Origin of the sequence: Streptomyces sp. CA-249302 (assembly GCF_050936785.1) — a bacterium.
Classification (GTDB): Bacteria; Actinomycetota; Actinomycetes; order Streptomycetales; family Streptomycetaceae; genus Streptomyces.
The window spans coordinates 4,426,235-4,450,216 of the sequence record NZ_JBNJMG010000001.1 but is presented as its reverse complement, the minus strand read 5'-3'; the positions used below and the strand labels follow the sequence as shown (position 1 = coordinate 4,450,216).

Here is a 23,982-nt window from a genome sequence, read left to right as displayed (position 1 = left end):
CTCGGACGGCCCCTGGGACGTCAGTGCACGTCGCCCATGAGTTCCTTGACCCGCTTCCGGTACATCCACACCGCCGCACCGGCGAGCACCGCGAGCACCGCCTGCAGTGCCACGATGCCCGTCTTGTTGAGGTCGACCCCGGCGATGGACAGCAGGCCCGTCGTCGCGTCGCCCGCGGTGACCGCCAGGAACCAGACGCCCATCATCTGCGAGGCGTACTTCGCCGGCGCCATCTTCGTCGTCACCGACAGACCCACCGGGGACAGCGTCAGCTCGCCCACGGTCTGCACGAAGTAGATCGCGACCAGCCACATCGCGGCCGCCTTGTGACCGCCCTCGGCGATCGTCAGGGGGGCCAGGAAGAGGAAGAAGGACGCGCCGATCAGGACCAGGCCGGAGGCGAACTTCACCGCCGTGCTCGGCTCCTTGCCGCGCCGGTTCAGGGCCAGCCACATCCAGGCGAAGACCGGCGCGAGCGCCATGATCATGACCGGGTTGACGGACTGGTACCAGGAGACCGGGAACTCCCAGCCGAAGACGGTGTTCTCGGCGGAGGAGTCGGCGAAGATCGACAGGGTCGAACCGCCCTGGTCGTAGATCATCCAGAAGACGGCCGCGGCCACGAAGAACCAGATGTACGCGGACATCTTCGACTGCTCGACGCGGTCGAGGTCCTTGTCGCGCTTGATACGGCCGATGACCATGACCGGGATGACGAGGCCCGCGACGGTGATCGGGACCAGCAGCCAGTTCAGGGTGTAGTGGCCGGAGAAGCCGACGACGGAGTAGAAGACGACCGCGACGGCCGCCCACAGGGCCGACTTGCGCAGCGTCGCGGACTTCTCCGCGGCGGACAGCGGCGTCGGGACGTCGTTCGAGCGGGCGCTGAGGTGCCGCCCGCCGAGCAGGTACTGGGCGAGGCCGAGGGCCATGCCGAGCGCGGCGAGCGCGAAGCCCAGGTGCCAGTTGACGTTCTCGCCCACCGTGCCGATGACCAGCGGGGCCGCGAAGGCGCCGAGGTTGATGCCGACGTAGAAGATGGTGAAGCCGCCGTCGCGGCGCGCGTCGTCGGCGCCGTTGTAGAGGTGGCCGACCATCGTCGAGATGTTGGACTTCAGCAGGCCGGAACCTATCGCGACGAGCCCGAGGCCCGCGAAGAAGGTGCCGGAGGAGGGCAGGGCCAGGGTGAGGTGGCCGAGCATGATGATCAGGCCCGCGACCGCGACGGTCTTACGGGGGCCGAGCACCCGGTCCGCGAACCAGCCGCCCGGCAGGGCGAGCAGGTACACGAGGGACACGTACACCGAGTAGACCGCGGTCGCGGCGGCGGCGCTCATGTGCAAGCCGCCCGGTGCCACCAGGTACAGCGGAAGCAGTGCCTTCATGCCGTAGTAGGAGAATCGCTCCCACATCTCGGTCATGAAGAGAGTGGCCAGTCCCCGGGGGTGGCCGAAGAAGGTCTTCTCGGAACCGGGGGTGCCCGGGGTGACCGAGTCCTTCGTCAGGCTGGACGCCATGGTCGATCCTTGCTGGTGGGGGTTTACCGCACACAAAAGAGACCTTCAGCGACATGTCCGCCGAAGGTCCCCGCAGTGCTACAGGCGTTGTTTTTTCACCATACGGCAGGGTAGTGCCGGAAAAGGAAGGACTTGAGACACGGATCACAGGTGTCGATGGAACCGTACACCGCTTTTCCAAGGTCCCTACCAAGATCACACCGCAGATCCACAGGTTCGTCGCACGGCGTGCGAAGGTAAGAATCACGCGAGCCGATCACACCCCAGCACATGTCAAGAGCGGACTACCATCACCTCATGACCCGTGTACTGCTCGCCGAGGACGACGCGTCCATCTCGGAGCCGCTGGCCCGCGCCCTGCGCCGGGAAGGCTACGAGGTCGAGGTGCGCGAGGACGGCCCCACCGCACTCGACGCCGGAATGCAGGGCGGCTGCGATCTGGTCGTGCTGGACCTCGGTCTGCCCGGCATGGACGGCCTGGAAGTCGCCCGCCGCCTGCGCGCCGAAGGCCACACCGTGCCGATCCTCATCCTGACCGCGCGCGCCGACGAGGTGGACACCGTCGTCGGACTCGACGCCGGCGCCGACGACTACGTCACCAAGCCGTTCCGCCTCGCCGAACTGCTCGCCCGCGTCCGGGCCCTGCTGCGGCGCGGTGCCGCCGAGCCGGCCCAGCCGCCGGCCACGCACGGCGTGCGGATCGACGTGGAGTCGCACCGCGCGTGGATGGGCGACGAGGAACTCCAGCTCACCGCCAAGGAGTTCGACCTCCTGCGGGTCCTGGTGCGGGACGCCGGCCGGGTCGTCACCCGCGACCAGCTGATGCGCGAGGTCTGGGACACCACCTGGTGGTCCTCCACCAAGACCCTCGACATGCACATCTCCTGGCTGCGCAAGAAGCTCGGCGACGACGCGGCGAACCCCCGGTACATCGCCACCGTGCGCGGTGTCGGCTTCCGGTTCGAGAAGAGCTGAACCCCAGCCGTCCGTAGACCGCCCGAGCAGGTACAGAGGACATGCGCCGTCGACTGATCCAGTCCACGCTCGCCGTGGTGCTCGTCGTGATCGCCGTCTTCGGCGTGTCCCTCGTCATCGTCGAGACCCGGACCATCAGCAACAGCGCCCAGGAACGGGTGAGTTCCGAGGCGCAGCGGCTGGCCAGCATCGTGGACAGCCGGCTGATCGACGCCGGGGCCGTCAACGCCGAGGTGCTGCACGGGCAGGTGACCGGGGACCGGTACGCCGTCGTGCGGATCCCCGGCAAGCCGGTCATCGAGCTCGGCACCCGCCCCGAGGGCGAGGTCATCCGGGGGCACGCCACCGGCGAGAAGGGCGAGACCGTCGCCGTCGAGGAGCCCCGCTCGGTCGTCAGCAGCGAGGTCGGGCGGACGCTGCTGATCATCGGCCTGGTGGCGCTGCTCGCGGTCGTGGCCGCCGTACTCCTTGCCATCCGGCAGGCCAACCGGCTCGCCTCGCCGCTCACCGACCTCGCCGAGACCGCCGAGCGGCTCGGCTCGGGCGACCCCAGGCCCCGGCACAAGCGGTACGGCGTCCCCGAGCTGGACCGGGTCGCCGACGTCCTCGACTCCTCCGCCGAGCGCATCGCCCGCATGCTCACCGCGGAGCGGCGCCTGGCGGCCGACGCCTCCCATCAGCTCCGTACGCCCCTCACCGCCCTCTCCATGCGGCTGGAGGAGATCACCCTCACCGACGACCCGGACACGGTGAAGGAGGAGGCGAACGTCGCGCTCACGCAGGTGGAGCGGCTGACGGACGTGGTGGAACGTCTCCTCACCAACTCCCGCGACCCCCGGGCCGGCAACGCCGTCTCCTTCGACCTCGACGAGGTCATCCAGCAGCAGCTCGCCGAGTGGCGGCCCGCCTACCGCAACGTCGGGCGGGCGATCGTCAGCTCCGGCAAGCGGCATCTGCGGGCCGTCGGCACCCCGGGCGCGGTCGCCCAGGTGCTGGCCGCGCTGATCGAGAACTCCCTCATGCACGGCGGCGGCACGGTCGCGCTGCGCACCCGCGTCACCGGCAACCAGGCGGTGGTGGAGGTGACCGACGAGGGTCCCGGCGTCCCGGCCGACCTCGGCGCCCGTATTTTCGAGCGCACCATCAGCGGCCGCAACTCCACCGGCATCGGCCTGGCCGTCGCCCGCGACCTCGCGGAGGCCGACGGCGGCCGCCTGGAGATGCTCCAGACCAAGCCCCCGGTGTTCGGCCTGTTCCTGTCGCGGACGCCGCCGCTGACGAGGCCGGAGCCGGAAGAGGAACCGACGGTCCGCTGAGCCCCGTGAGGGGTCAGCCGACCCGCTGCTCCGCCTTCGCCGGCTCGGCCTCGGCGGCCGCCTCCGCCTCCTCCAGGAACGATTCCGCGTCGGCCACGGCCTCACGGGCCGGGAGCGTCTTGAAGACCCAGGTGCGGTAGGACCAGAACCGGAACAGCGTGCCGAGCCCGATGCCGACGACCTTGAAGACGTTCCGCTCCAGCGAGCTCTCCCAGCCGAAGCCGTAGATCGCGGCGAACAGGATGCCGTTCTCGATCACCAGGCCGACCGCGCTGAAGGCCAGGAAGAGGGAGAGCTCCTTCGTACGGGCGCTCTTGTCGCGGTCCCGGTAGGTGAAGTAGCGGAAGCCCAGATAGTTGACGCCGATCGCGACGACCGTGGCGATCACGTTGGCGCGCACCGCCTGCAGGCTGGTCAGATGCCACAGCAGGTTGGAGACGCCGAAGTTCACGACGGTGCCGAGTGCACCCACCGCGCCGAACTTGGCGATCTCGTGTGCGAGCCTTCGCAGCCCGGAGGAACCCTGTCCCATGGTCCTGAAGGCCCCCGTCCGGTCGGTGGTATCGGCGTTTTCGTCAACTCAGCCATGCTAACCACCCCCCTTCATAAACTCCTGTGGATGAGCTCACAGGTCGGAAACAGGATGGGAAGAGCGGGGGAAGAGGGGGAAAAGTCCGGGAAGAGGGCGGTAAGAGCCCCGGGAAACGGCCGGAAACCGGTCGCGTCCGCGCGGCCGATACCCTAGGGGCGTGACGTTCCCGGTAGTCGGCATGGTCGGCGGGGGCCAGCTCGCGCGTATGACACACGAGGCAGGCATCCCGCTCGGCATCAGGTTCAAGCTCCTCAGTGACACCCCTCAGGATTCCGCGGCGCAGGTGGTGAGCGATGTCGTCATCGGCGACTATCGCGACCTCGACACGCTCCGCGAGTTCGCGAAGGGCTGCGATGTGATCACCTTTGATCACGAACATGTACCCACCGAGCACCTCCGGGCGCTGGAGGCGGACGGCATCCCCGTCCGCCCCGGCCCCGACGCGCTGGTGCACGCCCAGGACAAGGGCGTGATGCGCGCGAGGCTCGACGCGATCGGCATCCCGTGCCCACGGCACCGGATCGTGACCGATCCGGCCGACGTGGTGGCCTTCGCGGCGGAGGGTGAGGGAGGCTTCCCGGTCGTCCTCAAGACCGTCCGCGGCGGCTACGACGGCAAGGGCGTGTGGGTCGTCGAGTCCGCGGAGGAGGCCGCCGACCCGTTCCGTGCGGGCGTCCCGGTCCTCGCCGAGGAGAAGGTCGACTACGTCCGCGAGCTCGCCGCCAACGTCGTGCGCTCCCCGCACGGCCAGGCCGTCGCCTACCCGGTGGTCGAGTCCCAGCAGGTCAACGGCGTCTGCGACACGGTCATCGCCCCCGCCCCCGACCTGGACGAGTCCCTCGCCCTCCGGGCCGAGGAGATGGCCCTGTCCATCGCCAAGGAACTGGACGTCGTCGGCCACCTCGCCGTCGAGCTGTTCCAGACCCGCGACGGCCGCATCCTCGTCAACGAACTGGCGATGCGCCCGCACAACAGCGGCCACTGGACCCAGGACGGCGCGATCACCTCGCAGTTCGCCAACCACGTCCGAGCGGTCCTCGACCTCCCCCTCGGCGACCCGCGCCCCCGCGCGAAGTGGACCGTGATGGCCAACGTCCTCGGCGGCGACTACCCGGACATGTACTCCGCGTACCTGCACTGCATGGCCCGCGACCCCCAGCTGAAGATCCACATGTACGGCAAGGACGTGAAGCCCGGCCGCAAGGTCGGTCACGTCAACACCTACGGCGACGACCTGGACGACGTTCTCGAGCGCGCACGTCACGCAGCCGGCTACCTGAGAGGCACGATCACCGATTGACCTCGTCCCCTCCCCTTCGAGGAGGGGGCTGTCATGGCTCGCACCATGACGCTTCCTGCTTCATCGCCGACTGCCCGCCCGGAGGAGCTCCGTTGGGGTCTTACACCGGCTCCACAGGCCGACACCGCCAGCCCGGCGGCCAGAATGGTCTTCGCGGCGTTGTGGTCCCGGTCGTGGTGGGTGCCGCAGCCCTCACACGTCCATCGGCGCGCCTTCAGAGCCAGCTTCTCTCGGATCAGACCGCACGCGGAGCAGGTCTTGCTCGACGGGAAGAAGCGGTCGACCATGATCAGCTTGCGCCCGTACCAGGTGCACTTGTACTCCAGCTGGGAGCGCAGTTCCGTCCACGAGGCATCGGAGATCGCACGTGCGAGAGTGCGGTTGCCGAGCAGGCTGCGGACGGGCAGATCCTCGATCACGATCGTTTGGTTCTCACGAACGAGTCGAGTGGTCAGTTTGTGGAGGAAGTCCCGGCGCCGGTCAGTGATTCAGGCGTGGACGCGTGCCACTTTGACGCGCGCCTTCTCCCGGTTCTTCGAGCCATTGGCCTTGCGGGAGAGTTCTCGCTGGGCCTTGGCGAGGCGGTTCCGGTCCCTCCGCTCGAACCTCGGGTTGGTGATCTTCTCCCCGGTGGACAGAGTGACCAGACTGGTGAGGCCCGCGTCGAGCCCTACCGCCGCGTCGGTGACCGGTCCGGGACCGACAACGCTTTCGACGAGCAGCGAGACGAACCAGCGGCCTGCTCTGTCCCGGGAGATCGTGGCCGTGGACGGTTCGGTGCCGTCAGGCAGAGGCCGCGACCACACGACGGCCAGCGGATCACGCATCTTCGCCAGCGTGAGTTCTCCGTCGCGGAAGCGGAATGCGGAGCGGGTGTACTCGGCGGAGTCCTTGGACCTTTTCTTCGACTTGAAGCGGGGGTGCCGAGCACGCTTGTCGAAGAACGCGGTGTACGCGGCCTGCAGGTGCCGCAGCGACTGCTGCAGCGGCACAGAAGACACTTCGGCCAGAAAACCGTGTTCTGCGGTCTTCTTCCACTCCGTGAGCATCGCGGACGTATCCACGTAGGAGACCCGGCGCTGTTCCACCGTCCATGCGCGAGACCGGGCGTCAAGCGCCATGTTGTAGACCTTGCGCACGCAGCCGAAGGTTCGCGACAGCTCGGCTGCCTGCTCCTCCGTCGGATAGAAGCGGTACTTGAAAGCCCGCTTCACGCACCTGGCCCCCATGTCTCACAAGCTAGCCCCTCTGATGTAAGCCTGTCCGGCAGTTCGGTGATCACGCCGTCCGGGACACGGATGACGTATGCAAGGAGATTGAAATGAGCCCCGTTGTAGGCATCGTCATGGGTTCGGACTCCGACTGGCCCGTCATGGAGGCCGCCGCGCAGGCCCTCGACGAGTTCGAGATCGAGTACGAGGTCGACGTCGTCTCCGCGCACCGGATGCCGCGCGAGATGATCACGTACGGCGAGCAGGCGGCGGACCGCGGCCTGAAGGTGATCATCGCCGGCGCCGGGGGAGCGGCCCACCTCCCGGGCATGCTCGCCTCCGTGACCCCCCTCCCGGTGATCGGCGTCCCGGTCCCGCTGAAGTACCTCGACGGCATGGACAGCCTGCTGTCGATCGTGCAGATGCCGGCGGGCGTCCCGGTCGCCACCGTCTCGGTCGCCGGCGCCCGTAACGCCGGCCTGCTGGCCGCCCGTATCCTCGCCACCTCCGACGAGGAACTCCTCGCGCGGATGCGGGACTTCCAGCAGGAGCTGAACGACCAGGCCACCGAGAAGGGCAAGCGCCTGCGCACCAAGGTCGAGGGCAACGGCGGCTTCGGGTTCGGGAAGTGACGCGGATGACCTCCCTGGAGGAAGCCCGCGAACTCCTCGCCGACTTCCCGGTCGTCGACGGCCACAACGACCTCCCGTGGGCGCTGCGCAACCAGGTCCGCTACGACCTCGACGCCCGCGACATCGCCGTACACCAGAACGCGCATCTGCACACCGACATCCCGCGGCTGCGCGAGGGCGGGGTCGGGGCGCAGTACTGGTCGGTGTACGTCCGCTCGGACCTGCCCGACGCGGTGCCGGCCACCCTCGAACAGATCGACTGCGTACGGCAGTTGCTGGCGCGGTACCCGGCGGACCTGGCGCCCGCGCGGACCGCGGCCGACATGGAGAAGGCGCGGCTGGACGGCCGTATCGCCTCCCTCATGGGCGCGGAGGGCGGCCACTCGATCGCCAACTCCCTCGGCACGCTGCGGGGGTTGTACGACCTCGGCGTCCGCTACATGACGCTCACGCACAACGACAACAACGACTGGGCGGACTCGGCGACGGACGAACCGAACGTCGGCGGCCTGTCGGCCTTCGGCCGCGAGGTCGTCCGTGAGATGAACCGCCTCGGCATGCTGGTCGACCTCTCGCACGTGGCGGCGACGACCATGCGAGCCGCGCTGGACGCGACCACCGCCCCGGTGATCTTCTCGCACTCCTCCTCGCGCGCGGTCTGCGACCACCCCCGCAACATCCCGGACGACGTCCTCGAACGCCTCCCCGCCAACGGCGGCGTGGCGATGGTGACCTTCGTGCCGAAGTTCGTCCTCCAGGCGGCCGTCGACTGGACGGCGGCGGCCGACGAGAACATGCGCGCCCACGGCCTGCACCACCTGGAGACCACCCCCGAGGCGATGAAGGTCCACCGCGCCTTCGAGGAGCGCAACCCGCGCCCGGTGGCCACGGTGGCAACCGTCGCCGACCACCTGGACCACATGCGCGAGGTGGCGGGCGTCGACCACCTGGGCATCGGCGGCGACTACGACGGCACGGCCTTCACCCCCGACGGCCTCAGTGACGTCTCCGGCTACCCCAACCTCGTCGCGGAGCTCCTCGACCGAGGCTGGTCGAAGCCCGACCTGGCCAAGCTGACCTGGCAGAACTCGGTACGGGTGCTGGGCGCGGCGGAGGACGTGGCGCGCGAGCTGCAAGGGACGCGGGGACCGTCGAACGCGACCATCGAGCGGCTCGACGGCTGACGTGCGCGGGGCGTTCGGGGGGTCGCTGAACCGGCCGACGCCCGAACGCCCCACCCACCAGGAAGCCCCCCGTCCTCCGTGCGACGGTGAACCGTACTGCGATCACGACGTACGGAGCCCGCCATGGCAGACCTCCAGGACGAACTGCACCCCACCACCGAGGTCGGCGAGCTCGACGGCCTGCCGGATCCCTTCGAGGGAGCGGAGCCGTACACCCCGGTCTCGGACCCGGACACCGCCCCCCTGGAGCGCGCTCACGCCATCCTCGCCGCGCACCCCGTCGCCGACGGCTACAGCGGACTGCCGTGGGCGCTCAGGCACCTGCCCTGGTACGACCTGGAGCTCGGCGAGAGCGCCGTCGACACGGACGTGCCGCGGATGCGCGAAGGGCACGTCGGCGCGCTGTTCTGGTCGCTGCACCTGCCCGAGGGCCTCGCCGGGGACCGGGCCGTGGGGGCCACGCTGGAGCAGCTGGACCTGGTGAAGACCGTCGTGCAGGCCCACCCCGAGGGGCTGAGGCTCACCTGCACCGCCGGGCAGACCACCGACGCCCGCAACTGCGGCCGCGTCGCCGTCGTGCTCGGCCCCGCCGGCTCCGCCGCCCTCGGCGACTCCCTCGGCATCCTGCGCTCGCTGCACGCCCTCGGGCTGCGCGTCCTCACCCTGTCCGGCGCGAGCTGGGCGAGCGAGGCCGGGCTGACCCGGTTCGGCGAGGAGGTGGTCCGTGAGATGAACCGGCTCGGCGTGCTCGCCGACCTCTCCGGCGCCTCCGCCGACACCATCCACCGCGCCTTCGCCGTCTCCAAGGCGCCGGTCCTGTTCACCCGCTCCGCCGCCCGCGCCCTGCGCCCCCACCCCGCCAACCTCCCCGACGACCTGCTCACCGAGCTGGGCGCCGCCAAGGGCCTGTGCATGGTGCCGCTCACGGCGGAACAGACCGGCCCGTCCGTGCGCGACGTCGCCGACCACCTCGACCATGTGCGCGAGGTGGCGGGCCCGGAGTGCGTCGGCCTGTCCGGTACGTACGACGCCGGCACCGCCCACCCCCAGGACCTCGGCGACGCCTCCTGCTACCCGCACCTCATCGCCGAGCTCCTGCACCGCGGCTGGTCCGAGCCCGACATCGCCCTGCTGACCTGGGGCAACGTCCAACGCGTCGTACGCAGCGCCGACTTCACGGCCCGCGCCGCCCAGCAGCGCCGCGAGCCGTCCACGGCGAAGATCGCCGACCTGGACGGTTAGCCGACGGGACCTGCGGCCGCTCGGTTCAGCAGGCGCAGAGGCAGAACGGGTGGCCGGCCGGGTCGGCGTATACGCGGAACGTCCGTGAGCGGTCGTCGGTGTCCAGCGGTTTGGCGCCGAGCGCCAGGACGCCTTCCTCGGCCTTGTCTAGGTCCTCGACGGTCAGGTCCAGGTGGAACTGCTGCGAGTGGTCGGGTGCGGGCCACTCGGGGGCGACGAAGCCGGGGGAGGCCTGGAAGGCCAGCGCCCGGCCGTCGGGGGTGGTGAGGTCCGCCCAGCCGTCCTCCACCTCGACCGTGCCGCCCAGCAGCTCGGCGTAGAAGCCGACGAGCGCGCGGGGGTCGGGGCAGTCCAGGACGACGGCACCGAGCTTGGCGAGAGCCATGACTTCCTCCAGGTGTTACCGGTAGATGCGCTCAAGGAGTAACTGTTACTGCATGCTCCCGCATTGGAGGTAACATCGCAAGGGGAAATGCGGAAGGTAGCGTGCAGCCATGAGCGATGGGAGATCGGCCGCGCCCGGGGGCCTGGCTCTGGTCGAGTCCCTGGTCAACACCCTGGACATCGAGTCGGGCGCCGACGCGCTCGGCACGGCGGACGGCAGGGCACGCTTCGGGCTCACCGAGGACGAGGCCGAGGGGGCGCGCGAGCTGCGGGAGTCGCTACGGGTGGCGCTGCTGGCGCACGCGGGCCATCCGCCGCACGCCCGGGTGACGCCCCTGGGCGACCTGCTGGCCTCGGCGCCGCTCAGGGTCACCGTCGACCCGGCGGACGGCTCCGCGGCCCTCGCCCCCACCGACGCCGACGCGCTCCACTCCCGTGTCGCCGCCGCCGTGGCCCAGTCCCTGGTCGACGGCACCTGGGCCCGCCTCAAGGCCTGCGAGGCCGAGACCTGCCACTGGGCGTACTACGACCGCAGCCCCGCCGGGCGCGGCCGCTGGTGCTCGATGCAGGTGTGCGGGGCGCGCGCCAAGATGCGGCGGTACCGGGCCAAGTAGTTCCCCGGCCGCGGCACAGGCCGGTGGTGCAGAATGCAACCAGACGCCGGTTCGGCCGACTGAGCCTCGGCCGAACCGGCGTCGTGACGTCTGGGCTTCCGAAGTGGTCAGGCCTGCGGGCGGCCCATCGCCCGGTACGTCCAGCCGGCCTTCCGCCACAGCGCCGGGTCGAGCGCGTTGCGCCCGTCCAGGACCACCCGGGCCGCCGCGACCTCGCCGAGCGCCGCCGGGTCCAGCTCGCGGAACTCCTGCCACTCGGTGAGATGCAGTACGACGTCGGCGCCCCGTACGGCCTCGACCGCGCTGTCGGCGTAGCCGAGGGTCGGGAAGACCCGGCGGGCGTTGTCCATGCCCTTCGGGTCGTACACCGTCACCTGGCCACCCTGGAGGTGGATCTGCCCGGCGACGTTCAGCGCGGGGGAGTCCCGGACGTCGTCCGAGTCGGGCTTGAAGGTGGCGCCGAGCACCGCGACCCGCTTGCCGAGGAACGGCCCGCCGCCCAGTATCTGCCGGGCCAGCTCGACCATCTGCCCGCGCTGGCGCATGTTGATCGAGTCGATCTCGCGCAGGAAGGTCAGCGCCTGGTCGGCGCCCAGCTCACCGGCGCGCGCCATGAACGCCCGGATGTCCTTCGGCAGACAGCCGCCGCCGAAGCCGATGCCGGCCCGCAGGAACTTCTTCCCGATCCGGTCGTCGTACCCGATCGCCTCCGCCAGCTTGGCGACGTCGCCGCCGGAGGCCTCGCACATCTCCGCCATCGCGTTGATGAAGGAGATCTTGGTGGCCAGGAAGGAGTTCGCGGAGGTCTTCACCAGCTCGGCGGTCGGGAAGTCGGTGACCACGAAGGGCGTCCCCTCGGAGATCGGCGTCGCGTACACCTCCCGCAGCAGCCGTTCCGCCCGCTCGCTCCGGACGCCGACCACGAGCCGGTCGGGGTGCAGCGTGTCGTCCACGGCGAACCCCTCCCTCAGGAACTCCGGGTTCCAGGCCAGCTCGGCGTCCTCGCCGGCGGGGGCGTTCTCGGCGAGGAAGCGGGCGAGCCGGTCGGCGGAACCCACCGGCACCGTCGACTTGCCGACGACCAGGGCCGGGCGGGTCAGATGCGGGGCGAGAGCGGCGAAGGCGGAGTCGACGTACGACATGTCGCAGGCGTACTCGCCGTGCTTCTGCGGGGTGTTGATGCACAGGAAGTGGACGTCGCCGAAGGCCCCCACCTCGGCCCAGTCCATGGTGAAGCGCAGCCGCCCGGTGGACCCCTCGATCCCGGCGACATGCTTGCGCAGCAGCTCGTCGAGGCCGGGCTCGAACATCGGGGCCTCGCCCCGCTCCAGCATCTCGATCTTCTCCGGCACCACGTCCAGACCGAGCACCTCGAAGCCCAGCTCGGCCATGGCCGCGGCGTGCGTGGCGCCGAGGTAGCCGGTGCCGATCACGGTGATCTTGAGGCTCATGCGTGCTCCAGAGGGGGGACGGGGTGGCTGCGCTGCCCGAGCATATCCGGGGCATGTCGGGGGCCTTCCCGGGGCACTTTTCCCCCTGTCGCCAAGCTCACGTATCACTCGCGTGGACCGCCCCCTAAAATTTGAGTTACTTAACGGTAATTAGCGTCGGCAATCACAGCGTTTTGGAGCGTGAGAGACCTTGGCCGGATCGGCTGACTTCGACCTGTACCGCCCGTCCGAGGAGCACGACATGCTCCGTGACGCGATCCGTTCACTGGCCGAGGCGAAGATCGCGCCGCACGCCGCCGCGGTGGACGAGGAGGCCCGCTTCCCGCAGGAGGCCCTGGACGCGCTGGTCGCGAGCGACCTGCACGCGGTGCACGTACCCGAGGAGTACGGCGGCGCGGGCGCCGACGCGCTGGCCACGGTGATCGTGATCGAGGAGGTGGCGCGCGTCTGCGTCTCGTCCTCCCTGATCCCCGCGGTGAACAAGCTGGGCTCGCTCCCGGTGATCCTCTCCGGCTCCGAGGAGCTGAAGAAGAAGTACATGACCCCGCTCGCCAAGGGCGACGGAATGTTCTCGTACTGCCTCTCCGAGCCGGACGCCGGCTCGGACGCGGCCGGCATGAAGACGAAGGCTGTCCGTGACGGCGACTTCTGGGTCCTGACCGGCGTGAAGCGCTGGATCACCAACGCCGGCGTCTCCGACTACTACACGGTCATGGCGGTCACGGACCCGGCCAAGCGCTCGAAGGGCATCTCCGCCTTCGTCGTCGAGAAGTCGGACGAGGGCGTCTCCTTCGGCGCCCCCGAGAAGAAGCTCGGCATCAAGGGCTCCCCGACCCGCGAGGTCTACCTCGACAACGTCCGCATCCCGGCGGACCGCATGATCGGCGACGAAGGCACCGGCTTCGCCACCGCCATGAAGACCCTGGACCACACCCGCATCACCATCGCGGCCCAGGCCCTCGGCGTCGCCCAGGGCGCCCTCGACTACGCCAAGGGCTACGTCCAGGAGCGCAAGCAGTTCGGCAAGCCGATCGCCGACTTCCAGGGCATCCAGTTCATGCTCGCCGACATGGCCATGAAGATCACGGCGGCCCGGGCCCTCACCTACCAGGCGGCGGCGGCCTCGGAGCGCGGCGACAGCGACCTCACCTTCCAGGGCGCGGCGGCGAAGTGCTTCGCCTCGGACGTGGCGATGGAGGTCACGACGGACGCGGTCCAGCTGCTGGGCGGCTACGGCTACACCCGCGACTACCCGGTGGAGCGGATGATGCGCGACGCCAAGATCACCCAGATCTACGAGGGCACGAACCAGGTCCAGCGGATCGTGATGGCGCGGAACCTGCCGTAACGCCGTCACAAGGCGTGCGGAATCCGCCGTAACAAGGCATCAAGGCATCGAAGAATCAAGACATTACGGAAGCCCCGGCCCGGACAGGTCGGGGCTTCTTCCGTCCCGCCCGGGCTCAGTCGTCCAGCCCCTCCGCCGTCCGCCTCTCCCGCAGTTCCATGATCTCCCGGCGCCTCGCCAGGCGATGCGTGCGGCGGATCTGGGCCTCCTGGTACCGCCGCTTGTCCTTCTCCGTCTCCGGGTGGACCGGGGGTACGCGGCGGGGCTTGCCGTCGGAGTCGACCGCGGCGAAGACGAGGTAGGCGGAGCCGACCTGGGTGGCGGGCGTCGACTCGTTCCAGCGCTCGGCCAGGACCCGGACCCCCACCTCCATCGACGTCCGGCCCGTCCAGTTGACCTGCGCCTTCACATGGACCAGGTCGCCGACCCGGACCGGCTCCAGGAACGCCATCTCGTCCATGGACGCGGTGACCGCGGGCCCGCCGCTGTGCCGCCCGGCCACGGCGCCCGCCGCGTCGTCGACCAGCTTCATGATCACGCCACCGTGCACGGTGCCCAGCAGGTTCGTGTCGTTGTGGGTCATGATGTGACTGAGCGTGGTCCGGGACGCCGAGGTGGGCTTGCCCGGGATCTCCGGAGTATCCGTTTCCGTGGCCTGGGCCTGGTCTGTCATGGCCCCCACCTTATGCCGACCGGACATCTGCGGACTTTGTGTTGGGTTCGCAACAGCAGTGCCCTGATTTTCCTACGACCCTTGTAAAGGGGACCGCCGCTCCCTGCACACTGGGGCCCATGAACGATTGGCCCGAGGGATGGTCCGGAGACAACCGCGGCAACCGGTACGGGGGCGGCAGCGCGAGCGCACAGCCTGAGAGCGCTCGTGTCATGCGCCAGGTCCGCCGGCCCGCCTCGGGCGCGTACGGGGGCTCCGGCCCGTCCGCGCCGCCGTACGGCCAGGGCATGCCCCAGCAGCCGACGTATGTCGACGGCCAGGGGTACGGCGGCAATCAGTACGGCAACGACCAGTACGGCAACGACTACGACAGCGGCTACAACACCGGCCAGGTCTACGGCGGCGGGTCCGGCGGTCCCGGCGGCCCGGGCGGCGAGCCGCGGCCGCGGCCGAACTGGCGGCGCCGTATCAAGTGGACGGCGATCACGCTGGTGACGGCGTTCGTCGTGACGTCGGTGGCCACGTACTTCTGGGCCGACGGCAAACTGCACCGGGACGTCGACCTCTCCACGGTCATCGACCGTCCCGAGGCGGGCGACGGCACCAACTACCTGATCGTCGGCTCCGACAGCCGCGCCGGGCTCTCCTCCGCGCAGAAGAAGGAGCTGCACACCGGCTCCGCGGAGGGCAAGCGCACCGACTCGATGATGATCCTGCACGTCGGCGACAGCGGCGACACGCTGATCTCGCTGCCCCGCGACTCGAACGTGACGATCCCCACGTACAAGGGATCCACGTCCGGGAAGACCTACCAGGGCACCGGCCGCCAGACGAAGCTGAACGCGGCGTACGCGGAGGACGGGCCGACGCTGCTGGTGCGCACGGTCGAGGCCAACATGGGCCTGCACATCGACCACTACGTGGAGATCGGCTTCGCCGGCTTCGCGAACATCGTGGACGCGGTGGGCGGTGTCGACATCACCATCGACAAGGCCTTCAAGGACAAGTACTCGGGCGCCGACTTCAAGGCCGGCAAGCAGACCCTCAACGGCGAGCAGGCGCTGGCCTTCGTCCGCACCCGGCACGCCTTCGCCGCCTCCGACCTCCAGCGTACGAAGAACCAGCAGAAGTTCCTGTCGGCGCTGGCCCACCAGGTGGCGACGCCGTCCACGGTCCTCAACCCCTTCAAGCTGTACCCGACGATGAGCGCGGGCCTGGACTCCCTCACCGTCGACAAGGACATGAGCCTGTGGGACCTGGCGTCCATGTTCTGGGCCATGAAGGGTGTCAGCGGCGGTGACGGTACGTCGATGAACATGCCGATCTCCGGCTCGACCGGCGGCAACCTCGTCTGGGACAAGGCGAAGGTGAAGACGCTGGTGAACGAGCTCAACAACGACCAGAAGGTCACGGTCTCGAGTGACTGACAGCAACATCACCGACAGCAGACCGCCCTTCGGGGCGGTTCTGTGTGACGTCGACAACGTGGTCCGGTCCTTCGACTCCGCCCGTCTGGAGGCGTTGGAGCGGGCCGCGGGGATCTCCGAGGGCACCACCAAGAAGGTGGCGTTCGCGCCGGAGACCGACCTGCCGCTGCTGCTGGGCGAGATCACCCCGCAGGAGTGGGCGGAGCGGATAGCCGACGGCCTCGCGGGCCTGATCCCCGAGCCACAGACGGCGTACGAACTGGCCCGGGCCCTCCTGGAGTCCCCCTTCCACGCGGACGACGAGGTCGTCGCCCTCCTGCGCCGGGCCCGCATCCGGGTCCCCCTGGTCCTGGTCTCCAACGCGTCCCTGGACCTGGAGTCCGACCTCGACTCCCTCGGCCTGACCGACCTCGCCGACCACGTCGTCAACAGCGCCCGGGTCCGCCTCGCCAAACCCGACCCACGCATCTACCACCACGCGGCCGACCTGGCGGGCGTACGCCTCGAACGCTGCCTGTTCGTCGACGACAGCGAGGAGAACGTCGAGGCGGCGGCCGCGCTCGGCATGCGGACGGTGCACTTCCACGAGGCGGCGGACCTGGCACGGGCGCTGGAGCCGCTGTTCACCTAGCCGACGCCGCTGTTCACGCAGCGGTCGCGGAGGCGAGCAGCGCAATGTGCGGGAGGAGCAGATTCCCGTCCCCCTGGGCGAATTCGGTACGGAGGCGGTCGTACTCCGCCCGGATCCGCGCGGTGGTCTCCTGGTCCGGCGGAGTGACATACGCCGGTCTGAGGTAGAGCCGCGTGCCCAGTCCGCCCCACCACCACTCGACCCGGGTCTCATGGCTCCAGGCGACCTCGGCCGCCTCCGCCTGTGCGAATCCGGTCCCGTCGAGCAGCTCCAGGACTCCGGCGGGTGTGCGGACGAAGTCCTCGGCCGGGTCGAGCGGCGGCGGGTCCGAGGGCGCATCGCGGTCCAGCCGGTCCGGCGGCAGTACGACGCCGCCCGCGGCGCAGGCCCGCGGGAGCAGGTCCTGGCCGGCGCCGCGTCGCTCGCTCCACAGCGTCAGCGCGATCCGGCCGCCGGGCCGCAGAACGCGCCGCAGTTCGGCGAGCGAGGTACGCGGACGCTCGACGTGGTCGAGGACGAAGTTGGCGAGGACCATGTCGAACTCGCCGTCGCCGTAAGGCAGTTGCGGCAACGCGTGCCGGATCGCGTCCACCCCGCCGCCTCGCGCGTGCATGATCGCCAGGGGATCGGTGCCCACGGCCCGTACCCGGGCACCACGCTCCACCGCCGCCCTGGCCGCCTTCCCGGCGCCGACGTCGAGGACGTACGCTCCCTCCGCCACCCCGGCCGCGTCCAGCAGCGCGTCGACCGTGTGCTCGCGCAGCTCTTGAAAGGTCCGGTCGTACTGCTGGGAATCCGCTATCCAGAGGATCGCCTCGCGGTCGCTCAGACCGTCTCTGGCTCCCGTGTCCGCCATCCCCTCAGCATCCCCGCGCCAAGGGGCGAGGACACCCGCCGTGGCAGGTGCCCTCGATCACGGTCAGGTGGACGTCACATCGTCGCGCCCGCCATCGCCCGGCACATCTCCGCGCAGCGGCGACACGCCTCCGCGCAGCGCATCATCTGGGGATCGTCCGGCATGGACATACACGCCTCGGCGCACATGTCGCAGGCCTTGGCGCACATCGCGCACATCTCGGCCGACATGGGGGAGCGGCGCATCATCATGTCCGCGCACATGCGGGTCATCTCGGAGCAGTCGATGAGCGCGCGCATGATCTGCATCTGGGCCTGGCCGCCCATCTGCATGCAGGAGCTCATGGTCTCCTCGCAGATGCCGTGGCACGCCATGCACGCCTCGACGCAGTCCTGCATCTCCTTGCTCATCGCGGTCATGGGTCCGGTCTGGGTCATGGCTCCTCCTAGGGGGTGAGGCCCGGGGGTGGGCCCTGTGCCCTTCCCGTCCTACGCCCGCCGCGTACCGGGCGCCATCGGGCGGACGGGAACAATCCGCCCATTCGAGTTACGACCCATGTCTACGGACACACCACCTGGTCCCCCGTGACCACCCCGAACTCCCCCTGCGTCGCGTCCTCCGCCCGAACCTTCCGTACGTCCTTGAAGTCCGCCCCCACGATCACCTTCAGCGTCGGTCCCAGCCCCTTCACCGCCCGCAGTTCGCTCCCGGGCAGCGCGGCCGCCAGCGACTTCGCGGAGCGGTCCCAGCGGGGGTCGTACTCGACGATCGTGCGCTTGAGCGTGCGGTCGGCGGAGTTGGCGGGGGTGCGGGTGGTGCGGAAGCCGGTGCCCGCAAGGGCGGTGTCCACCTGCCTGCCCAGACCCGCCGTCGCCGTGCCGTTCTCGACCTGGACGCGGATCTGCTGCGGGGCGACGTCGACGCGGACCGTCCGCGGGGCGGGCGGGCGGTGCACGGTCAGGGGCTTGTCGTCGCGGAGGTCCTGGAAGAGGCGGTCTGCCTTCGCGGTGTCCCACTTCAGGGTCGAGCCGATGCCCTTGACGACGTATCCCATCTGGCCGATGGGGACGGTCGTGAACTCCGAGGAGGACGGGGAGAAGTTGCGCATCGCGCGGCCGAGGTCGAGGAGTTCGTCGGTGCCGAAGCCCTTGTCCGCGCGGACCGAGCCGAGGACCGCGTGGGTCACGTCCCGGAACTTCATGGGGTTGAGGAGGATGCCGGAGGAGGTCGCGCGGTCGATCAGCGCGGCCAGGAAGCGCTGCTGGCGCTTCATCCGGCCGAGGTCGGAGGCGCCGTCGACGTGCCGGGCGCGGACGAACTGGAGCGCCTGGCCGCCCATGAGGGTGTGTGTGCCGGCCGGGAGGCCGAGGCCGGTGTACGTGTCCTTGAGGGGTTCGGTGGTGCAGATCTTGACCCCGCCGAGGACGTCCACCGTCTTCATGAAGCTGGTGAAGTCGACCTCCAGATAGTGGTCGATCTTCACGTGCGTCATGTCCTCGACCGTCTGCACGGTGAGGTTGGGGCCGCCCTCCGCGTACGCCGCGTTGATCTTGATGGGGTGGCCGTTGTGCCGCCGCCCGGTGGTCTCGTCGACGTGCGGCGGCGTCATGGCGTACGAGTCGCGTGGCAGGCTCACCACGCTCGCCCGCTCCCGGTCCTCCGAGATGTGCACGATCATGATCGTGTCGGTGCAGTGACAGGGGGCGCCGCCCAGGTGGTAGCGGTGCCGCTCCTGCTCGGTGATCCTGTCGCGCCCGTCCGTGCCGACCAGCAGCACGTTCATGCCGTGACCGGCGGCCGGACGGTTCTTCATGTCCTTGAAGGGGTCGACCCGGGCGATGTCCGCGTCGAGGCTGGTGACCACCGCGTGCCCGATCCCGGCGGAGGCGAGCACGACGACCGACAGGGTCGTCACCGCCCGCATGGCCCAGCGGGGCTTCTTGCGCCGGACGGGGGGCCGAGGGCCGCGCTGCTGCGGGGCACGGGCGGGGTGGGGGCGGCGCTGCGGACGGGGCGGGGCGGCGGACCGAGGCGGCGTGGGCAAGGGGGACACCTCCGGGCGACGGCCGTACGTGGGATCCTGAGCACCGTAGGTCCATACGATCTGTGGCCCGGTCCGCCGCCCCGGCGGGGCGCGAAGGTGTCCCCCGTTCGCGGTAACGTGAGCACCGATGAACGCCAATTCCGACGTGCGACTCCCCGCCGTGTCTGTGATCATGCCCGTCCTCGACGAGGAGCGGCATCTGCGCGGAGCCGTCCAAGCGATCCTCGCGCAGGAGTACGCCGGCGAGATGGAGGTCGTGCTCGCCCTCGGTCCGTCCAAGGACCGCACGGACGAGATCGCGGCCGAGCTCGTGGCCGAGGACCCCCGCGTGCACACCGTCCCGAACCCGGTCGGCCGTACGCCCGCCGCCCTCAACGCCGCGATCAAGGCCTCCCGCCACCCGATCGTCGTCCGCGTCGACGGCCACGGCATGCTCTCGCCCAACTACATCGCCACCGCCGTACGGCTCCTGGAGGAGACCGGCGCGCAGAACGTCGGCGGCATCATGCACGCCGAGGGCGAGAACGACTGGGAGCACGCCGTCGCCGCCGCGATGACCTCGAAGATCGGGGTCGGCAACGCGGTCTTCCACACCGGCGGCGCCGCCTGCGAGGCCGAGACCGTGTACCTGGGCGTCTTCCGGCGCGAGGCGCTGGAACGGCAGGGCGGGTACAACGAGGAGTTCATCCGCGCCCAGGACTGGGAGCTCAACTTCCGGATCCGCGAGGCCGGCGGGCTGATCTGGTTCTCGCCGGAGCTGAAGGTGTCGTACCGCCCGCGGCCGAGCGTGAAGGCGCTGGCCAAGCAGTACAAGGACTACGGGCGTTGGCGGCACGTCGTCGCCCGCTACCACGAGGGCTCCATCAACCTGCGCTACCTCGCCCCGCCGACCGCGGTGCTGGCGATCGCGGCGGGTCTGGTGGTCGGTGCGGCACTGACCCCGTGGGGCTTCCTGATCCCCGGCGGCTACCTCGCCGCGATCGTCCTGGGCTCGCTCCCGGCCGGCAAGGGGCTGCCGCTGAAGGCACGGCTGCAGATCCCGGTCGCCCTCGCCACCATGCACATGTCGTGGGGCTGGGGCTTCCTGACCAGCCCGAAGGCGCTGGCCAGGAAGGTCATCGCGTCGCGGCGGCCGGCGGTCGTCACCGCCGGCTGAAGTACTGCGGGGCCAGTGGTATGTGACATAGCACTGGCCCTCCCGACCCGGACTACCAGGTGTAGTCCGGGTCGACGTGCATGCACGCCTTGCTGTCCGCCCCGTTCAGCGCGCTCGCCGAGGCCGGCGTCGTGTCGTCGTCGGCGGTGTACTTGGTGCCCGAGCGCCAGTCCGCGCCGACGACCAGTGTGACCCCGGAGACGTCCGTCGACTTCTTCACCTGGCTCGTCGGGATGCCGAGGGCCTTGGCGACGGCCTGCGCGTCACCCTCCAGGTCGGCGCTCGGGTAGCGGACGACCGTCTCGTCCTCGCTGAGCAGCGTCGAGGAGTCCGCGACCGCCTTGTCGAAGCCCTTGCCGACGAGGACCCCGGCGACGGCGGTGGCCCGCCCGGTCACCGCGGACTCGGTGTCGGACCGGGTGCCGTTCTGCACCTGCACGGCGATCTTGTCGTCCGCCGCGGCCGGATCCGAGGACGTCTTGGTGGCCGTCTTCTTCTTGTCCTTGCCGTCCAGCGCGATGTCCTCGCGGACCAGGCGGAACAGCTTCGCCGCGTCCGTCGGCTTGGGCAGCACCCGGTTGCCGTCCGAGGAGTACACCCACGGCATCGTCGTCATGGTGATCCGCTTGGTGGGCACCTCCTTCAGCTGCTTGCTGAGGTCGTACAGCTTGGCCACGGTCCCCAGAGCGTCGTCCACCGTCAGCGACTTGGTGGCCGTCTCGGCGAGCGCCCGCAGCTTGCCCGGGTTGCTGAGCGTCGCGTTGGCGCGCAGCTGGCGGACCATCGAGTTCATGTACATGTGCTGGGCCTTGGTGCGCGCGATGTCGCTGCCGTCCTCGAAGCCGTACCGGGTGCGCAGCCACTGCAGCGCCTGCTTGCCCTTGACCGCGGTGGTGCCCTTCTTCAGCTTCAGGCCGGAGCCGTGGCCGGAGGAGGTGTGCGAGTAGATGTTGGCGTCGACGCAGACCGGGACGCCACCGATGGCGTCGGCCATGGACACCACACCCGAGAAGTCGACCATCATGAAGTGGTCGATGTGGATGTTGGTGAGCTTCTCCCAGGTGGCGACCGTGCAGCCGGGGCCGCCGCGTTCCAGGGAGGCGTTCGTCATCGTCGAGGTGGTCGCCGCGTAGACCTTGCCGGTGTCGGGGTCCGTGCACTTCGGGATGGAGACCAGGGTGTCGCGGGGCATGCTCACGACCGACATGTTGGTGCGGTCCGCGGAGACGTGCAGCAGCATCTGGACGTCCGCGCGCGGCGCGGTGTTGTACGTGTCCTTCGCGCCGCCGAGCTTCTGGTTCTCGGCGGAGTCGCGGGCGTCGGAGCCGATCAGGAGGATGTTCAACGGGGTCTGCCCGGCCGCGTTGGCCTTCGACTTGGCCGCGCGGTCCGTGGCGTCCGCGTTGTTGAGGTTCTCCTTCTGGATGTTGTCGTTGAGGTGCTGGTAGTAGAGATAACCGGCACCCGCGGTGCCCACTATCACCACCGCCAGGACCGTCGCCGACCAGCGAAGTATTCGCCGTCTGCGGCGCTTGCGGTCGCCGTCGCCGGGACCGCCCCGTCTGCGGCCGCCGCCGTCGTGCCGCCGCTGCTCGGGCACCCGCTCGCCGCCCACCGGGGTGAGGGACATGGTGTCCTCGACCGCGGGGACCTCCCCGCGCACACTGCTCCGCGCCAACTCCGTGTCCTCCCACCCGAGCGCCTGACACAGCGCCGTGGATCGCCGAGTCGGCCCGGGGGGCTCTCGGACTTGAGCGCGCATCATCTTTCTGTAGAGAGATAAGAGTTTGCTGTGGGTGCCTGAGGGGAAAGCGCCCGTTTCTGTTACTTCCAGGTGAAGCCCGGGCTGACGTGCATACAGGCCCCGTCGTCCGCGCCGTTGAGGGCCTGCGCGGACTCGGGGGTACGGTCGTCCGCCCCGGGCGCCTTGTACGCCGTACCCTCCCGCCAGTCGGCGCCCACGACGAGGGTGATCCCGGAGACGTCCGTCGACCGCTTCACCGCACTCACCGGGATGCCCAGAGCCTTGGCGACGGCCTGGGCGTCGCCCTCCAGGTCGGCGCTCGGGTAGCGGACGACGGTGGTGGGCTCGCTCGGCAGGACCGACTGGTCGGCGGACGCCTCGGCGAAGCCCTTGTCCCGCAGCAGCCCGGCCACGGTGGTCGCCCGGCCGCGGGCGGAGGCGAGGGCGTCGGTGCGGGTGCCGTTGCGCACCTGTACGGCGATCTTGTCGTCCGCCGCGGCCGGGTCCGAGGACGTCCTGGTGGTCGTCTTCTTCTTGTCCCTGCCGTCCAGGGCGATGTCCTCGCGGACCAGGCGGAACAGCTGCTCGGCCTCCTCGGTGGGCTCGACGCGGGCGCCGACGTACCGGTTCGGCATGGTGGTCATCGTGATGCGCTTCGGCTCGACCTTGCGCAGCTCGTCGCTGAGGTCGTAGAGCTTCTTCACGGTGTCCAGGCCCGGGTCGACGGTGATCGCCCTGGTGGCCGTCTCGGCGAGGGCGCGCAGCCTGCCCGGGTTGCCGAGCGTCGCGCCCGCGCGCAGCTGGCGGACCATCGAGTTCATGTACATGTGCTGGGCCTTGGCCCGGGCGAGGTCGCTGCCGTCCTCGAAGCCGTACCGGGTGCGCAGCCACTGCAGGGCCTGCTCGCCCTTGACCGAGGTGGTGCCCTCGGGCAGCTTCAGCCCGGAGCCGTGCCCCGAGCCGTCCCGGGACAGGATGTTGGCGTCCACGCAGACCGGGACGCCGCCGATGGCGTCGGCCATGGAGACCACGCCGGAGAAGTCGACCATCATGAAATGGTCGATACGGATGCCGGTGAGCGCCTCCCAGGTGGCGACCGTGCAGCCGGGGCCGCCGTGGCCGAGGCTCTGGTTGGTCATCACGCGGCCGTCGCTCGCCGGGTAGGTCTTCCCGGTGTCGGGATCCGTGCACTCGGGGATCTTCAGCAGGGTGTCGCGGGGCATGCTGACGACTGACATGTCGGCCCGGTCCGCGGACAGGTGGACCAGCATCTGGACGTCCGCGAGCGGGGTCGAGCCGAAGGTCTCGCGGGCGCCGCCGAGTTCCTGGTTCTCCTTGGTGTCCCGGGCGTCCGAGCCGATGAGCAGGATGTTCAGCGGCGTACGGCCCGCCTCGTCGGGGGTCGGCGCGGGCGCCTTGGCGTCGCCGAGGTTGAGGTCGGCCTGCTGGATGTTGCCGTTGAGGTGGCGGTAGTAGAGGTAGCCGGCACAGGCCGAGCCGAGTATCAGCACGGCCAGGGTCGTCGCGGCCCATCTGAGCACACGGCGGCGCCGCTCACTGTTCTGCCCCAATTTCCTCTGCTCCCCACCCGGTTGCGCACCCCTGGACACCCACGGCTCAGGCCCGCCGTACGTCCAGGAGACATACGAGGGGCCTGTGAGGTTGCCCTGAGCGCGTCAACCGGC

21 protein-coding genes and 1 pseudogene are annotated in these 23,982 nt (G+C 70.0%); 11 read left to right on the top strand and 11 right to left on the bottom strand.

Annotation, left to right across the window (positions count from 1 at the left end; genetic code table 11):
* Positions 1 to 20: 20 nt before the first annotated feature.
* Positions 21 to 1,517, bottom strand: a complete 1,497-nt coding sequence (locus ACQEWB_RS19835) for an oligopeptide:H+ symporter (RefSeq protein WP_432832774.1) — start codon at positions 1,515 to 1,517, stop codon at positions 21 to 23.
* Positions 1,518 to 1,814: 297 nt separating this feature from the next.
* Between ACQEWB_RS19835 and ACQEWB_RS19830 the strand changes: the two genes are divergently transcribed.
* Together ACQEWB_RS19830 and ACQEWB_RS19825 are read left to right on the top strand one after the other, a co-directional pair.
* The gene (locus ACQEWB_RS19830; RefSeq protein ID WP_240863652.1) at positions 1,815 to 2,492 is read left to right on the top strand and encodes a response regulator transcription factor; all 678 of its coding nucleotides are present in this window, start codon (positions 1,815 to 1,817) and stop codon (positions 2,490 to 2,492) included.
* Between the two features lie 41 nt (positions 2,493 to 2,533).
* Positions 2,534 to 3,808, top strand: coding sequence for an ATP-binding protein (locus ACQEWB_RS19825; protein WP_432832771.1), 1,275 nt, complete (start codon positions 2,534 to 2,536; stop codon positions 3,806 to 3,808).
* Between the two features lie 13 nt (positions 3,809 to 3,821).
* Here the strand turns inward: ACQEWB_RS19825 and ACQEWB_RS19820 are convergent, their stop codons facing one another.
* The gene (locus ACQEWB_RS19820; RefSeq protein ID WP_432832769.1) at positions 3,822 to 4,340 is read right to left on the bottom strand and encodes a GtrA family protein; all 519 of its coding nucleotides are present in this window, start codon (positions 4,338 to 4,340) and stop codon (positions 3,822 to 3,824) included.
* 217 nt (positions 4,341 to 4,557) lie between these two features.
* Here ACQEWB_RS19820 and ACQEWB_RS19815 point away from each other — a divergent pair, with 217 nt between their 5' ends.
* A complete protein-coding gene (locus ACQEWB_RS19815; protein ID WP_432832767.1) occupies positions 4,558 to 5,700 on the top strand; it encodes a 5-(carboxyamino)imidazole ribonucleotide synthase in 1,143 nt (380 codons plus the stop codon).
* A gap of 31 nt (positions 5,701 to 5,731) precedes the next feature.
* Here the strand turns inward: ACQEWB_RS19815 and ACQEWB_RS19810 are convergent.
* Positions 5,732 to 6,929 (bottom strand): annotated as a pseudogene (locus ACQEWB_RS19810) (RNA-guided endonuclease InsQ/TnpB family protein).
* Between the two features lie 92 nt (positions 6,930 to 7,021).
* Here ACQEWB_RS19810 and purE point away from each other — a divergent pair.
* The 3 genes from purE (at position 7,022) to ACQEWB_RS19795 (ending at position 9,969) form a co-directional block, all read left to right on the top strand.
* Positions 7,022 to 7,543, top strand: a complete 522-nt coding sequence (purE, locus tag ACQEWB_RS19805) for a 5-(carboxyamino)imidazole ribonucleotide mutase (protein ID WP_432832765.1) — start codon at positions 7,022 to 7,024, stop codon at positions 7,541 to 7,543.
* A gap of 5 nt (positions 7,544 to 7,548) precedes the next feature.
* Positions 7,549 to 8,727 (top strand): dipeptidase, encoded by a 1,179-nt coding sequence (locus tag ACQEWB_RS19800; protein ID WP_432832764.1) that lies wholly within the window; start codon positions 7,549 to 7,551, stop codon positions 8,725 to 8,727.
* Positions 8,728 to 8,850: 123 nt separating this feature from the next.
* A complete protein-coding gene (locus ACQEWB_RS19795; protein WP_432832763.1) occupies positions 8,851 to 9,969 on the top strand; it encodes a dipeptidase in 1,119 nt (372 codons plus the stop codon).
* Between the two features lie 25 nt (positions 9,970 to 9,994).
* On the opposite strand, the gene ACQEWB_RS19790 is transcribed toward ACQEWB_RS19795, so the two are convergent.
* Positions 9,995 to 10,354: a VOC family protein gene (locus ACQEWB_RS19790; RefSeq protein WP_432832761.1), complete on the bottom strand. Its 360-nt coding sequence runs from the start codon at positions 10,352 to 10,354 to the stop codon at positions 9,995 to 9,997.
* Positions 10,355 to 10,463: 109 nt separating this feature from the next.
* Between ACQEWB_RS19790 and ACQEWB_RS19785 the strand changes: the two genes are divergently transcribed.
* Positions 10,464 to 10,967, top strand: coding sequence for a CGNR zinc finger domain-containing protein (locus ACQEWB_RS19785; RefSeq protein WP_432832759.1), 504 nt, complete (start codon positions 10,464 to 10,466; stop codon positions 10,965 to 10,967).
* A gap of 107 nt (positions 10,968 to 11,074) precedes the next feature.
* On the opposite strand, the gene ACQEWB_RS19780 is transcribed toward ACQEWB_RS19785, so the two are convergent.
* Positions 11,075 to 12,418, bottom strand: coding sequence for a UDP-glucose dehydrogenase family protein (locus tag ACQEWB_RS19780; RefSeq protein ID WP_432832757.1), 1,344 nt, complete (start codon positions 12,416 to 12,418; stop codon positions 11,075 to 11,077).
* A 190-nt stretch (positions 12,419 to 12,608) separates the two neighbouring features.
* On the opposite strand from ACQEWB_RS19780, the gene ACQEWB_RS19775 reads away from it, so the two are divergent.
* Complete coding sequence (locus tag ACQEWB_RS19775; protein ID WP_432832755.1) at positions 12,609 to 13,766, top strand: acyl-CoA dehydrogenase family protein; 1,158 nt, start codon at positions 12,609 to 12,611, stop codon at positions 13,764 to 13,766.
* A 115-nt stretch (positions 13,767 to 13,881) separates the two neighbouring features.
* Here the strand turns inward: ACQEWB_RS19775 and ACQEWB_RS19770 are convergent, their stop codons facing one another.
* Positions 13,882 to 14,439, bottom strand: coding sequence for an acyl-CoA thioesterase (locus ACQEWB_RS19770; protein ID WP_432832753.1), 558 nt, complete (start codon positions 14,437 to 14,439; stop codon positions 13,882 to 13,884).
* A gap of 119 nt (positions 14,440 to 14,558) precedes the next feature.
* On the opposite strand from ACQEWB_RS19770, the gene ACQEWB_RS19765 reads away from it, so the two are divergent.
* Together ACQEWB_RS19765 and ACQEWB_RS19760 are read left to right on the top strand one after the other, a co-directional pair.
* Positions 14,559 to 15,866 carry an LCP family protein gene (locus ACQEWB_RS19765; protein WP_432832751.1) on the top strand — a complete coding sequence of 436 codons (1,308 nt, stop codon included), beginning with the start codon at positions 14,559 to 14,561 and terminating at the stop codon, positions 15,864 to 15,866.
* Entirely contained in the window at positions 15,859 to 16,497 is a 639-nt protein-coding gene (locus tag ACQEWB_RS19760) for an HAD family hydrolase (protein WP_432832749.1), read from the top strand. Before ACQEWB_RS19765 ends, ACQEWB_RS19760 begins: the two co-directional genes overlap by 8 nt.
* A gap of 13 nt (positions 16,498 to 16,510) precedes the next feature.
* On the opposite strand, the gene ACQEWB_RS19755 is transcribed toward ACQEWB_RS19760, so the two are convergent.
* From ACQEWB_RS19755 to ACQEWB_RS19745, 3 genes are all read right to left on the bottom strand, one after another.
* Entirely contained in the window at positions 16,511 to 17,353 is an 843-nt protein-coding gene (locus ACQEWB_RS19755; protein ID WP_432832747.1) for a class I SAM-dependent methyltransferase, read from the bottom strand.
* 74 nt (positions 17,354 to 17,427) lie between these two features.
* Positions 17,428 to 17,790, bottom strand: coding sequence for a four-helix bundle copper-binding protein (locus ACQEWB_RS19750; RefSeq protein WP_432832745.1), 363 nt, complete (start codon positions 17,788 to 17,790; stop codon positions 17,428 to 17,430).
* Positions 17,791 to 17,912: 122 nt separating this feature from the next.
* On the bottom strand, positions 17,913 to 19,277 hold the full coding sequence (locus ACQEWB_RS19745; protein WP_432843899.1) for an LCP family protein: 1,365 nt from the start codon (positions 19,275 to 19,277) through the stop codon (positions 17,913 to 17,915).
* A 247-nt stretch (positions 19,278 to 19,524) separates the two neighbouring features.
* Between ACQEWB_RS19745 and ACQEWB_RS19740 the strand changes: the two genes are divergently transcribed.
* Positions 19,525 to 20,553 (top strand): glycosyltransferase family 2 protein, encoded by a 1,029-nt coding sequence (locus ACQEWB_RS19740; protein ID WP_432832743.1) that lies wholly within the window; start codon positions 19,525 to 19,527, stop codon positions 20,551 to 20,553.
* A gap of 52 nt (positions 20,554 to 20,605) precedes the next feature.
* Here ACQEWB_RS19740 and ACQEWB_RS19735 read toward each other — a convergent pair whose 3' ends face one another.
* Both ACQEWB_RS19735 and ACQEWB_RS19730 read right to left on the bottom strand, forming a co-directional pair.
* Complete coding sequence (locus ACQEWB_RS19735; protein ID WP_432843897.1) at positions 20,606 to 22,183, bottom strand: LCP family protein; 1,578 nt, start codon at positions 22,181 to 22,183, stop codon at positions 20,606 to 20,608.
* Between the two features lie 194 nt (positions 22,184 to 22,377).
* Positions 22,378 to 23,868, bottom strand: a complete 1,491-nt coding sequence (locus tag ACQEWB_RS19730) for an LCP family protein (RefSeq protein ID WP_432832741.1) — start codon at positions 23,866 to 23,868, stop codon at positions 22,378 to 22,380.
* Positions 23,869 to 23,982: the final 114 nt, after the last annotated feature.